At 52.8% G+C, this 11,761-nt stretch carries 12 protein-coding genes and 1 pseudogene; 1 reads left to right on the forward strand and 12 read right to left on the reverse strand.

What is annotated here, in order from left to right; translation table 11 throughout:
- Positions 1-12: 12 nt before the first annotated feature.
- The 11 genes and pseudogenes from gdhA to SE15_RS08150 all read right to left on the reverse strand — a co-directional run bounded on the left by gdhA (position 13) and on the right by SE15_RS08150 (position 9,768).
- Positions 13-1,413 carry an NADP-specific glutamate dehydrogenase gene (gene gdhA / locus SE15_RS08105; RefSeq protein ID WP_083461811.1) on the reverse strand — a complete coding sequence of 467 codons (1,401 nt, stop codon included), beginning with the start codon at positions 1,411-1,413 and terminating at the stop codon, positions 13-15.
- A gap of 146 nt (positions 1,414-1,559) precedes the next feature.
- Positions 1,560-2,462 carry a helical backbone metal receptor gene (locus tag SE15_RS08110; protein ID WP_054521618.1) on the reverse strand — a complete coding sequence of 301 codons (903 nt, stop codon included), beginning with the start codon at positions 2,460-2,462 and terminating at the stop codon, positions 1,560-1,562.
- A complete protein-coding gene (locus SE15_RS08115) occupies positions 2,459-3,637 on the reverse strand; it encodes a M20 metallopeptidase family protein (RefSeq protein WP_054521619.1) in 1,179 nt (392 codons plus the stop codon). Before SE15_RS08115 ends, SE15_RS08110 begins: the two co-directional genes overlap by 4 nt.
- A gap of 9 nt (positions 3,638-3,646) precedes the next feature.
- Positions 3,647-4,378 (reverse strand): PIG-L deacetylase family protein, encoded by a 732-nt coding sequence (locus SE15_RS08120; protein WP_054521620.1) that lies wholly within the window; start codon positions 4,376-4,378, stop codon positions 3,647-3,649.
- A 30-nt stretch (positions 4,379-4,408) separates the two neighbouring features.
- Positions 4,409-5,287, reverse strand: coding sequence for a PSP1 domain-containing protein (locus tag SE15_RS08125; protein ID WP_054521621.1), 879 nt, complete (start codon positions 5,285-5,287; stop codon positions 4,409-4,411).
- Between the two features lies 1 nt (position 5,288).
- A complete protein-coding gene (locus SE15_RS08130) occupies positions 5,289-6,374 on the reverse strand; it encodes an Mrp/NBP35 family ATP-binding protein (protein WP_054521622.1) in 1,086 nt (361 codons plus the stop codon).
- Positions 6,375-6,419: 45 nt separating this feature from the next.
- Positions 6,420-6,752, reverse strand: coding sequence for a hypothetical protein (locus SE15_RS08135; protein ID WP_054521623.1), 333 nt, complete (start codon positions 6,750-6,752; stop codon positions 6,420-6,422).
- A 5-nt stretch (positions 6,753-6,757) separates the two neighbouring features.
- Entirely contained in the window at positions 6,758-7,366 is a 609-nt protein-coding gene (locus SE15_RS08140; protein ID WP_054521624.1) for a 4Fe-4S binding protein, read from the reverse strand.
- Positions 7,367-7,379: 13 nt separating this feature from the next.
- Positions 7,380-8,522 (reverse strand): NADH-quinone oxidoreductase subunit D, encoded by a 1,143-nt coding sequence (locus tag SE15_RS14135; protein WP_408033395.1) that lies wholly within the window; start codon positions 8,520-8,522, stop codon positions 7,380-7,382.
- A 213-nt stretch (positions 8,523-8,735) separates the two neighbouring features.
- Positions 8,736-9,119: pseudogene (locus SE15_RS14925) on the reverse strand (NADH-quinone oxidoreductase subunit C); the annotation flags it as partial.
- On the reverse strand, positions 9,112-9,768 hold the full coding sequence (locus SE15_RS08150; protein ID WP_054521625.1) for an NADH-quinone oxidoreductase subunit B: 657 nt from the start codon (positions 9,766-9,768) through the stop codon (positions 9,112-9,114). The gene SE15_RS08150 and the pseudogene SE15_RS14925, both read right to left, overlap by 8 nt.
- Before the next feature lie 154 nt (positions 9,769-9,922).
- Here SE15_RS08150 and SE15_RS14930 point away from each other — a divergent pair, with 154 nt between their 5' ends.
- On the forward strand, positions 9,923-10,549 hold the full coding sequence (locus SE15_RS14930; protein ID WP_083461813.1) for a helix-turn-helix transcriptional regulator: 627 nt from the start codon (positions 9,923-9,925) through the stop codon (positions 10,547-10,549).
- Positions 10,550-10,570: 21 nt separating this feature from the next.
- Here SE15_RS14930 and SE15_RS08165 read toward each other — a convergent pair whose 3' ends face one another.
- Positions 10,571-11,758: a cytochrome b/b6 domain-containing protein gene (locus tag SE15_RS08165; RefSeq protein ID WP_054521628.1), complete on the reverse strand. Its 1,188-nt coding sequence runs from the start codon at positions 11,756-11,758 to the stop codon at positions 10,571-10,573.
- Between the last annotated feature and the right edge of the window lie 3 nt (positions 11,759-11,761).

The following is an 11,761-nucleotide window of genomic DNA, read 5'->3' on the forward strand; positions in this document are numbered from 1 at the left end:
AAAGATGCTATTTTAGCCGGCCAACCCCATTGCCATCATCGCCCGTGCAACCCGTAAGAATCCGGCAATATTGGCGCCATGCACGTAGTTCCCGGGCACTCCAAACGCCTCAGCCGTGGAATAGACCTGCTGATGGATGTTTTGCATGATTTTACGAAGTTTTTGATCCACCGTCTCAAAATCCCACTGCTCGCGGCTAGCATTTTGTGACATTTCCAGCCCCGAGGTGGCCACCCCTCCAGCGTTCGCTGCTTTCCCAGGGGCATATAAAACACCCGCCTCAAGAAACACTCTCACCCCCTCAGGAGTGGTGGGCATATTAGCGCCTTCAGCCACCACACGGCAACCATTTTGCACGAGCGCAACCGCATCATCCTCGGAGATCTCGTTCTGAGTGGCACACGGGAAAGCCACATCGCAAGGAATGCGCCAGATGTTTCCCTTTGGCATGTATTTTGCTTGTGGGCGATATTGGATGTAGTCCTTTAGACGTCGCCGCTCCACTTCTTTCAACTGCTTTAACAGCGGCACGTCAATGCCTTGCTCGTCATACACCACCCCATCCGAATCTGAGCACGCCACCACTTTTCCACCCAATTGGTGAACCTTTTCAACCGTGTAAATGGCAACGTTTCCAGCGCCAGAGACCACACAGGTCTTGCCTTCAAGGGTCTCGCTCTGCATCTTAAGCATTTCCTCAACAAAATAGACCAGCCCGTAACCCGTTGCCTCTGTACGAACCAGAGAGCCCCCCCAATCCACTCCTTTGCCCGTCAGCACACCAGCCTCATACCGGTTGGTGAGTCGCTTGTATTGTCCAAAGAGATACCCAATCTCTCGTGTTCCAACGCCAATGTCCCCTGCGGGGACATCTGTATGTTCGCCAATGTGGCGATATAACTCAGTCATAAAGGATTGACAAAAACGCATCACTTCGCGATCGGATTTGCCCTTGGGATCAAAATCACTCCCACCTTTTGCACCCCCCATGCCCAATCCAGTTAACGCATTTTTGAAGATTTGCTCAAAACCCAGAAATTTTATAATCCCCAGATAGACGGATGGATGAAAACGTAATCCCCCTTTATAAGGACCCAGCGCACTGTTGAACTCCACTCGAAAACCGCGATTAACATGGACTTGCCCCTGATCATCCTCCCAGGTGACCCGAAAGATAATTTGTCGTTCGGGTTCACACAAGCGCTCCAAAATGCGCTCCCGACGTAATTCGGGGTAGCGTTCCAACGCCAGGACCAATGAATTTAGCACCTCACGTACTGCTTGATGAAACTCAGCCTCCCCCGGATTACGGCGCACCACCTCATCAAAAACGTTCTCAATAACCTCCTGGGCATCGGGATAGGTGTGAATCCCAATAGTGGTAATAGGCTTGGTTGAGGGGAGAATGCTCATGGCTGCCTCCTTGAAAATGATGGGGTTGTGATATTTCCCCTAATCCTAGCCGCTTCCCCCCATGATGCCTATTACCCGAAAGGGTCATTTTTTACATTACTTCGCCCTTGACCAGGGCTTTCCCCAACTAATCTAGAAACACAAAATTATTCCGACACCTCAAACAAAGAGGGTAATTGTGCAAGCGCTTCGCCCATACGCACACCCGGCCAGGTGATCCATGAACCCTCAACGTAATAAATCCGCCCCCTTTGAGCCGCGGTCGTCTCAGCAAAAATCTCCGCCAGGCGCTGACAATCCTCAGGGTGATATGGATAAGGTTCACTGGGAACCAGGATCACCTCAGGATCGGCACGCAATACTTCCTCCAGACTCACCCGCGGGTATCGAACATCACGCTCACCTGGTGGCTCACCCAGAGTCTCGCCCAGTTCGGCCTCCAGAGGATAGCGGCGTTCGCGCGCCGCAAAGACGTTTTCGCCCCCTGCCAACCGCAGGATATCGTGGCTGTACGTCTCGCGATTAAACGTCATCCACCAGCGCCCATAGCGAGGATGCTCTTCCTCCCATATGGGGCAAAAGTAACGAATCTTGGGATGTTCATCAGCAGCCAATGTAGCGATTTCAACGTTTTTTTCCAACACACGCAGCGCTTGAAAGGCACAATCTCGGGCAAAGAGATGGACAAGTTCCCATAAATCAGCCAATGCCTCCCGCACTGTCTTCGGAAACGTAACCCATACCCGTTGGTTAGCCTCAACCAGTGCCCAGATCACTTCCGGAGTGTTTTCTTCCTGGCTGGCAAGAATGAGGTCTGGCTGCAAGGTCACAACGTCCGCCACACGCACATTTTTGGTCCCGCCCACCCGCGGGTAAGCATCTACCGCTCCTTCAGGATATACACAATAATCTGTAATTCCAACCAATGCATCCCCCAAGCCCAACCGCACCATAGATTCGGTCATTGAGGGCACGAGAGAAACCACACGCCGCGGAGGGCTCTCAAACACAGGTGGCATGCGCAGACTGTTCAGGTCTTTGCCTTTCATTGGGCCTCCAACCTTGCCAAAGTCACTGCGCTCATCAATGCCACTCCATAGATCAAAGCGCGCTCATCAAAATCAAACCGCGGATGATGGTGCCCGTAAACGAGACCGCGCTCAGGATTCGCACTGCCTATCATAAAATAGCACCCAGGCACCTGCGCCATCATAAGCGCCATATCCTCCGAAACCATGGTTCGATAGGTTGTATCCACGTTGACCTCAGGAATGACATCCCGGGCTATCTGAGCCACCCATTTTGCCATTGCCTCATCGTTGATCACGGGTGGGGTCAGGTCCGTGACCTTTACCTCTCCTTCGCACTCCATCGCTCGGGCTAATTCTTCTGTAATCCTAGTCACTCGGCTCAGCACCAAATCGCGGATGGGTTGGGTGAAAGTACGCAGGGTTCCGCGCAAATGAACGCTCTCCGGGATGACATTGTGCGCCTCGCCGCCATGGATCTGGGTCACACTCAGGACTGCTACTTCCAACGGTGAAATATTCCGCGAGATGATGGTCTGCAGAGCCAGCACCAACTGAGCCGCTGCAACAATGGGGTCACGGGTTTGATGGGGCAGGGCCCCATGCCCCCCCTTACCCCGCAAGGTAATTTCCACAATATCAGACCCGGCCATGAAAGGCCCGGGCACGACCGCCACCCAGCCTACCGGTTTCTCATTCCATAGATGCAATGCCAGCGAGAAGTCGGGGTGTGGATTTTCAAGCACCCCATCTTCAAGCATGGCCTGGGCTCCGCCCAATCCTTCTTCGGCAGGTTGAAAAACAAATTTTACTCTTCCATGCAACCTTTCACGCTGCTGGGATAAAATCCGGGCCACTGTGAGACCAATCGCAGTATGACCATCATGCCCACAGGCGTGCATCACACCAGGTTGTGCAGACGCATACTCAGCCCCTGTTTCTTCCTGGATGGGCAGCGCATCCATGTCAAATCTCAAAAGTGCCGTCGGGCCCTCATACTTCCCTTCTAAAATTCCTACCACGCCGGTTCTGCCTACTCCCGTTGTAACTTCCAATCCCAAGTTTTGGAGTTCGCGGGCTACTATCCCAGCTGTACGGTGTTCTTGGAATCCCAGTTCCGGGTGGCGATGGATATCCCGACGTAATTGCCGGGTATACGCGAAAAGAGCCTCGGCTTGCTCGAGCAGGAACCTCATTTCACCTCCTTACCACACAACCCGATAAAAATACTCCTCATAACGTGGATGTTCGGGCGTGCTATCCGGTGCCAGTCGGGCACGCAGTCGCGCTTCTAGATCAGCCATGTCCTCAATCTGGCTGCGATGGGCTCGGAGGGCTGTAATTTTTTGCTCCCAGAAAGCCGTCACATCCAGGCGCACATTCGGTTGCCGTGTGAGCGAAAACCACACTTCTTTGACCTCATGGGGTTCTAGCCCCTCATTGGCAATCAGTTCGGGGAAAAATAATGGATTTCCCGCTGCCGGAAAAACCGCATCTAAAACGATCTGCCCTGCGGCGCGATGATCGGGGTGATTGATGCGATTGGGTCCCGGAAAGTAGTTCAATGGATCGCAGGTGACAATAACGTCCGGACGCTCCTGGCGGATAATTCGCACGGCATCGCGTCGCGCCTCCAGCGAGGGCAGTAAATAGCCATCCGGGTAATCCAGGAAACGCACCCGCCTGACCCCCAGGAGGGATGCCGCATTTCGCTGCTCTTCTTCTCGGATCTGCTTGAGCGTTTCTGGCGGGATCACTCGCCCGTTTACCCCTTTATCACCCTTCGTGAACAGACAATATACGACCTCGTGCCCACGCGCGCACCAATAGGCAATAGAAGCCCCACAGAAAAATTCAGGATCGTCCGGATGTGCCAGAAAAATCAGGATTTTTCGGGGTGCATCCCAATCCACAAAGAGTTCGACGTTGCTTTCCATAGATCAGATCTACAAACTCTAAAAACAAGGTTATCCCTTGGATTTATCGGCAGGCGGCTTGGCAGACGGCGTACCGCCGTTAGCAGGCTTAATCTCCTCCTTGGAGAATTCACGCACTCCCACTTCTGGTATTTCTACCCTGACCTTTCCAATCAGGATATTCAAATCCACCACCTTCCCCTCACCCGCGGGCGTCAGAACACGCTTGTTGCGTTTGGGCAAATCGCGGCAGGCTTCACAATATTGTTCATACTCGTAGATGAGACAGCAGCGCAATCGGCCACACATCCCGGTAATCTCGGCCGGGGTGAGGGAAATATCCTGTTCCTTTGCCATGCGAATCGAAATAGAGTTGAACTCAGTTAGAAACTTTGAACAACAGCGCGTTTCCAGACCACATGCCCCCATCCCGCCCATGTACTTGGCCACGTCTCGAGGCCCTAAAAGGCGGTACTCAATCTGCACGGTGGGGAACAGTTTCTGCACAGCCTGGCGGAACGCCTTGAGGTCTTGTTTTTCCTCTGTATCACTACTGTACAATATCGCCAGGTGCGTCCCATCCAGGCTATATTCCGCACCAATCACTTTCACCCCGCTCAAGCCCAACTCGGTCACTTTTTGGGTACATAAGTAAACGGCTTGTTGCTCTTTTGCCTGCCACAACTGGCGCAAAAGCAAGTCACGCGGCGTTGCCAGGCGGTTGATGGGCTTCCACCCTCCTTCCGGAGGATGAGCGGGGGGCGCAACAATCTGAGCAACCTCCCCAATTTGCCATCCGCGCGTAGTTTCTACCACCACACGATCTCCCACCTCCACCGTCCCCAGATGGGTAGCATCGTAATGGTAGATTTTTCCCACCTTTGAAAATCGGACCCCAACAATCAGCAGGTTGGTGTCTGACGCCATCATGCTAACCTGTGATCTCAATCCTTGGAAGTGGTTGCTCGCCCTGCAAAGCCGCTATGCTGATCTGCGCCGCCAAGCGACGGGCGATGTCCACCAACGCCCTGGCTGGCGCGGATTCGGGCTGAGCAAGCACCACAGGCGAACCATGATCACCCCCAATACGCACGGCTGGATCCATAGGAATGCTGCCCAGAAAGGGAACATTGGCTTTCTGAGCCAATCTTTTACCGCCCCCCTCCCCAAAGATGTCCATACGGCTGCCATCCGGCAATTCGAGATAGCTCATATTTTCAATGACCCCTAGAATCGGGACATTGAGTTCGCGGAACATCTCCAGACTACGGGCTGCATCCTCAACAGAAACCGCCTGCGGTAGAGTTACAATGACCGCACCGGTCAGGGGAATGGACTGCGCCAGGCTTAGGGGAGCATCTCCGGTGCCGGGGGGTAGATCAATGATCAGGTAATCCAACTCACCCCAGGCCACATCCGAAAGAAACTGCCGGATCGCTGAATGAAGCATCGGGCCACGCCAGATCAACGGCTTTCCCTGCGGAACAAGAAAGCCAATGGACATGACCTTAACCCCAAAGGCCTCGGCTGGGACTAATTTTTCTCCCTGGAACGGAGGAAGACGATCCACCCCCAGCATGGTAGGGACATTGGGACCGTAAATATCGGCATCCAAAAGTCCTACTGCAGCGCCTTCTTTTGCCAGCGCCACCGCCAGGTTAACCGCGACGGTAGTCTTTCCAACACCCCCTTTACCAGAAGCCACCGCCACCGCATTTTTGACTGGCAACTGCAGGCTTCCACGAATGCGACCATCGGAAGCTACACTGGCTTGTAAGTTTACTTTTACATCCTTAACACCCGGCAATGCCATTAGGGCTGCCCTCACTTCTTCCTGGATTTGATCCCGCAATGGGCAGGCCGGAGTCGTTAAAACAATCTCTACGCTCACCACCCCATCCATCACGTCAAGGTGGCGCACCATGTTCAAACTAACAATATCGCGCCCCAATTCAGGGTCTTTTACCTGACGTAGAACCGCCAGGAGGGACTCTTTGGACAAAGCATCTGGGCTCATAACTACTCCTTTCGTGAGTTCAATTGTAATGCAAACTCAGGCACTTTACACGCTTTTCGCCTGTTCCAGTAAAAAGGCTTTGACCTCGGCACGGCAATGCTCAAATTGCTCCATTAATTCTTTGTCCTGGCCTCGATAACGGCGGATGGTTGTGCGAGCACATTGTGTGCATCCTCGCATTCCACGAAAGGAGTCCGCATTGCAGGTAAGACAGTTGTTCAACCGCACCATCAAAAGTGTAAAAGCCACTTGATCAACCAGAGAAACATCTGCGGCCTCTAATCGGGATACTAAATTTTGCCAGAGGGGACCCCGCAAATCTCGCAGGTAAGGAAGTACCCGCAATGGAAACAGCAACTCGGTATCTTCATTGTACATACTGACTACCCTGCCGTGGTTTCAGCCTTCTTGGCACTGCCCTTTTGAGCTCGTGCCGCCTCTTCGAGAGCATAATCCGTTGGACGAATGGATGCGTAGTAGGTAACAGGCTTGGCAAGTTTCTCCAGATCGTAGATGTGTTCGCTAAGGCGATCATAAGAGGCGATCTCATAATCGTGATCCATCTTGATCGCGTCAAAGGGGCAGAATTCAGCGCAAAAACCGCAATTCATGCAGATATCAACATCAATATAAAATGCTGCCGGCGTAGGGATCGGTCGCCCCGTCTGGGGGTCATTCTTTCGCACAATCCAAATGCATTGAGGGGGACATACTTTGGCACAAATCCCACAAGATGTACAACGCATCTGTTTCTCACCGTCGGGGCCCTCCTCGTAAATCAGAAAAGGCAAATACCGGAATGCCTCTGGAACTGGAAGTTTCTCCTCCGGGTACTGCACAGTGAAAATTCCGCGTACGTCGCTACTGCGTCGCGCTTCCACTCCCTCGGGAGTGAAATAACGGCGCTTCCCATAACGCAAATCCTCAATGTAGGTGACAACCAAATGTTTGAATGTCACCCACAGGCTTTTCAAAATTCCCCAACCAGTCACACCGACCTCCCTTCTACCGATCTACCTCGCCCAGCACAATGTCAATAGAACCGAGAATGGCAACAACGTCTGCCACCTTGGCACCCCGCGCCATATCCACCAGACTGGTCAGGTTGATAAACGAGGGAGCGCGAACGTGGTAACGCCACGGATTGGGTTTGCCATTGGAAACCACGTAAAAACCCAGTTCACCCTTTGGGCCTTCAACGCGTCCGTAGGCCTCACCCGGAGGAACCCGAACCTGGTACTGGGGCTTTCCCGTCATGATGGGGCCCTCAGGAATATCCCGAACCACCTGCTGCAAGATGCGCAGACTCTGCCGCATCTCATCCAGCCGGATCAGGTAGCGATCATAGATATCGCCATGATAACGAACGGCTACGTCAAACTCCAATCGGTCATAAATGCTATAAGGCTCGGCCCGTCGGACGTCATAAGGAACTCCCGAGGCACGGAGCACCGGCCCTGACGCGGAATTGGCAATGGCCTGTTCGGCTGTCAACACCCCCACGCCTTCGCATCGCTCACGCACAATTTCATTTCGAGTCAGAAACTCATCCATTTCATCCACTTTGCGCGGCAAGCGATCGTACACCAGTCGGCGGACCTTCTCCAGAATATCCGGCGAAACATCGCGCGCCACACCACCAAAACGGAAGTAATTACACATCATCCGCGATCCCGAAACGGCCTCAAAAATATCCAGGATTAATTCTCGTTCTTCTATAGCATAAAGAGCAGGAGTAAAATAGGCGCCCAAATCATTTAGCAGAAAGCCGATCGCAAAAATGTGATTGAGGAAACGGGTGAGTTCAGCCATCATGACCCGGATGTACTCAGCCCGCTCTGGGGGTTTAACTCCCATTAATTTTTCAACCGCCAGTGCGTAACCAAAATTATTGCTCATTGAGCAAAGATAATCCAGGCGATCCGTAAAGGGCATGTTTTGGAGAAACGTGTTCCGTTCTCCAATCTTCTCGTGATTGCGATGCAAATATCCCATGACTGGCTTTAGATCCAGAATCGTTTCCTCGCTCAGCGAAACCACCATCCGGAAAACGCCATGCGTTGAGGGATGTTGGGGGCCCAGATTGACGACCAATGTGTCGGCGTGAAGATCATCCTCCTCACTGGCACGCTTTAGAACGCGGTAAATCGCCTCATCATCAGGAGGGGTCCAGGTTTCTGGATCAAAGCCGGGGGGATATTGCACATTATCCCCGAAGGGATTGCGATCCTCTGCACGAAAGACAAAACCCTCCGGCCAGCGACTTTTGAAAGGCTTAGCCTCCTCTTCAAAATAAGGCTCGCGCCAATCCTTTCGCAGTGGGAAACCAGCAAAACCTTCCCACATCAGAATGCGCCGCAAATCGGGATGCCCCTCAAAACGAATGCCCAATAAGTCCCAGGCTTCGCGCTCCTGAAACTCTGCCCCACGATATAATGGCACCAGCGAAGGTACCCGGGGATCCTCTCGAGGCATTTGTACCTTAAGCACCAGCGCCGGTCCACCAAGGGTCTTATAAAGATGATACACAACCTCCATCTTACCCTCGGGCAAATAGTCCACCCCGGTCACTGAAGAAAGATAATCATAACCGTACTCATCCCGCAATCGCTGTACCACTTCTAGCAAGTGCTCCCGCCCGACAAGGTACCCCTGGTAACCCGGTCGGGTATCCGGTTGAACTTTATCTGGGAAAAGATCCACCAGATTGGGAATCTGAGCAATCCTGGGAACGGCTTCACTCATGAGCGACCTCCCCTTCTTGTTGGTCCTGAACAGCCTGGCGGTGGGTGACCTCACGAATCAAGGCGAATTTACGGGGGTCCATCAAATCCGGACCCAACACCGGCACCGGAATGGGTTCTGCAGGGCCCTTTTGATACCAGGGTAGATCACGCAAAGATTGGCGTTTGATCTTCTTTTGCAAAGCAATCAACCCGTTTAGAAGCGCCTGTGGGGTGGGCGGGCATCCAGGGATGTAGACATCCACTGGAATGAACTTATCAATCCCTGAAACAACGTTATAACCCTCCTTAAAGGGTCCACCCCCAGAAGCACACGCCCCCATGGCGATCACATAACGCGGCTCGGCCATCTGGTTGTAGAGGCGCACAATCTGCGGCACCATTTTTTTAGTCACCGTACCAGAGACAATGAGCACATCGCTCTGACGCGGGCTTGGCCGCATGACCTCCATGCCAAAGCGAGCCAGATCATAGCGGCTGGCGGCAGTAGCGATCATTTCAATCGCACAGCAAGCCAGACCAAACATCATGGGCCAGAGAGAATTGGCACGCCCCCAGTTGTAGATGCGCTCCAAAGTTGTGATGGTCACTTGATGGCGTAGTTCCGGGGGGATCTCATAACCGGGAGAAGTCATTTCATTCTCATTCATTGGTGTATCCCTTCAACTAGCAGTTTATGTCCAATCCGGGAAATTACCTCATAAATGGTTTTTTCATTGTACTGAAGTTCGCAGGTTTGTCAACTGTACTTTTAGAAAAAATATTTTTGCTTAATTCATTCAATAATACTAAAATAACATCACAATGAAAGACACACGTTCCCTTATTCTCGATTTTGTCCGACACCATCCCCACAGCACGGCACACGAGATCGCGCAGGCCCTCCACCTGACCTCCGCGGATGTTCGTTACCACCTCAATCATCTGGTTCAAGAGGGAAGCCTTCGTCGCCTTACCTCTCAGAGGCAGCCCAGGCGAGGCAGACCGGCAGCTGTATATGCCTCAGCACATCTACCATCTCCGGATGCGCTATCTTGGCTATGCGAATTGCTTATAGGTGCTCTCACTTCACTTCAACCTTTTCCATCAGACACCCTCAGAGATTTGGTTAACTCTCTTATTATTAGCCCCCCTACCCCTACTACCTCGCCGTCAGCCAGACGCCTCAACGAGATGGTGCGCTACTTACAACAGGTGGGATATGAGGCCCATTGGGAAGCTCATTTCCCCGGTCCCAAGATCACCCTCTCCCATTGCCCCTACTGGCCCCTCCCCAAACGTCTCCCTCAATTATGTTTGTTCGATAAATATCTTCTGGAACGCTTAAGCGGACTAACCCTGGAACAGGTTCAGCGCGCCAACCTTGATGAAGGGCATCCAGAAACTTGCCTTTTCAAAATAAACACCCCGGCACATGAAGAACCGGGGTGATAAACGCGGTCAGGAGGAGTGTTAACGCTCTAGTGCGCCAGCAGCAATCCACTCGCGAATCACCGTTAGTTCAATCTCAGTAAAAGCCCCTGGATGTTTTCCCTCACCCACCACCTGGATCAGACGGCTGCGGTCCGGATCGCCCGGCACAATGACAGTACCGCTTTTGCCCCCCTTCATGATTGAACGGTAATCCGCCACCGAGAAACCACCCGCCTGTCCATGACAAGCACTGCAACGCCGCGCAAAGATGTCCGCTACCCCCCCATCCCAGGTCAGGCTTCCAGCCGCTGCCGGCTGAGTCGCCTGCATTGTTGGGGTCACAGTAGGCGAAGGTATTGGGGTAGGAGTGCGCCGCACGAAAGCTGCCACCTCACGCTCAGCAGGGGGCAATGTGGTAATGGCCGTTTCTTCAAAGGTGACAAACCGGAAAACACCGTACAGCAACGCCAGCGATAACACACTTGCCACCGGGATGAAAACCCGCAATCGGCGTTTGCGTTCCTCGGGGCTTATTTCCGGTTCAACCTGCCCTTGCTCCAGCATTTCCAACTCGAGGGCATGTTCTTCTTCCATTTCCTCGCGAGTTAAATACCCGGTAAACATGCTGGCATTCCAGTGACGAATGTGCACATGATAAAAGTGCCATAACATGATTGCCAGCACGGCCAGCACGGCCTCGGCTCCATGGGCAGCTTTTGCCGCCGGGACAACCTCACCCGGAAGCAAGCGGGTTGTGGCAATTGGATTCCATAGCATGAAGCCGGTCAGGGCCATGATAACCAATCCCCATACCAATGCCCAATATTCGGCCTTCTCTACAAAGTTGTAGCGCCCCATCTTTGGGCGTTCCTTCGCCAAGCCCAGGTTGAACGCCAGGGTTTGAAAAGCATCCTGAAGGTCCTTAAATCCTGGTAGCATACTGGCGGATTTCTTTTCAACATAGAGCTTATACCCGATTGAGACAAGATGGTAAATCGCCTCCACCATAAAAACAGTGGCGGCTATACGATGAAGGATGCGCACCATTTCAATGCCACCCAGCAAGCGCACAATCACGGGTGACAAGGGAAAAAGCGCAAATTTTTGTACCAGACCGGTTACTGCCAGGGTTGTAAACGAGGCAACCAGCAACCAGTGCTCAATCCTTTGCAAGATGTCGAAGCGTAAATAGACCTTATGTGTCGGTGTTGCAGTCGTGGTATCCATTCC

Origin of the sequence: Thermanaerothrix daxensis (genome assembly GCF_001306145.1) — a bacterium.
Lineage (GTDB): Bacteria > Chloroflexota > Anaerolineae > Anaerolineales > Anaerolineaceae > Thermanaerothrix > Thermanaerothrix daxensis.

Bases quoted from the DNA above. Each gene is read 5' to 3' on its own strand.
- gdhA (WP_083461811.1), bottom strand. From the start codon at position 1,413: ATGAGCATTCTCCCCTCAACCAAGCCTATTACCACTATTGGGATTCAC.
- SE15_RS08110 (WP_054521618.1), bottom strand. From the start codon at position 2,462: ATGAAAGGCAAAGACCTGAACAGTCTGCGCATGCCACCTGTGTTTGAG.
- SE15_RS08115 (WP_054521619.1), bottom strand. From the start codon at position 3,637: ATGAGGTTCCTGCTCGAGCAAGCCGAGGCTCTTTTCGCGTATACCCGG.
- SE15_RS08120 (WP_054521620.1), bottom strand. From the start codon at position 4,378: ATGGAAAGCAACGTCGAACTCTTTGTGGATTGGGATGCACCCCGAAAA.
- SE15_RS08125 (WP_054521621.1), bottom strand. From the start codon at position 5,287: ATGATGGCGTCAGACACCAACCTGCTGATTGTTGGGGTCCGATTTTCA.
- SE15_RS08130 (WP_054521622.1), bottom strand. From the start codon at position 6,374: ATGAGCCCAGATGCTTTGTCCAAAGAGTCCCTCCTGGCGGTTCTACGT.
- SE15_RS08135 (WP_054521623.1), bottom strand. From the start codon at position 6,752: ATGTACAATGAAGATACCGAGTTGCTGTTTCCATTGCGGGTACTTCCT.
- SE15_RS08150 (WP_054521625.1), bottom strand. From the start codon at position 9,768: ATGAATGAGAATGAAATGACTTCTCCCGGTTATGAGATCCCCCCGGAA.
- SE15_RS14930 (WP_083461813.1), top strand. From the start codon at position 9,923: ATGAAAGACACACGTTCCCTTATTCTCGATTTTGTCCGACACCATCCC.
- SE15_RS08165 (WP_054521628.1), bottom strand. From the start codon at position 11,758: ATGGATACCACGACTGCAACACCGACACATAAGGTCTATTTACGCTTC.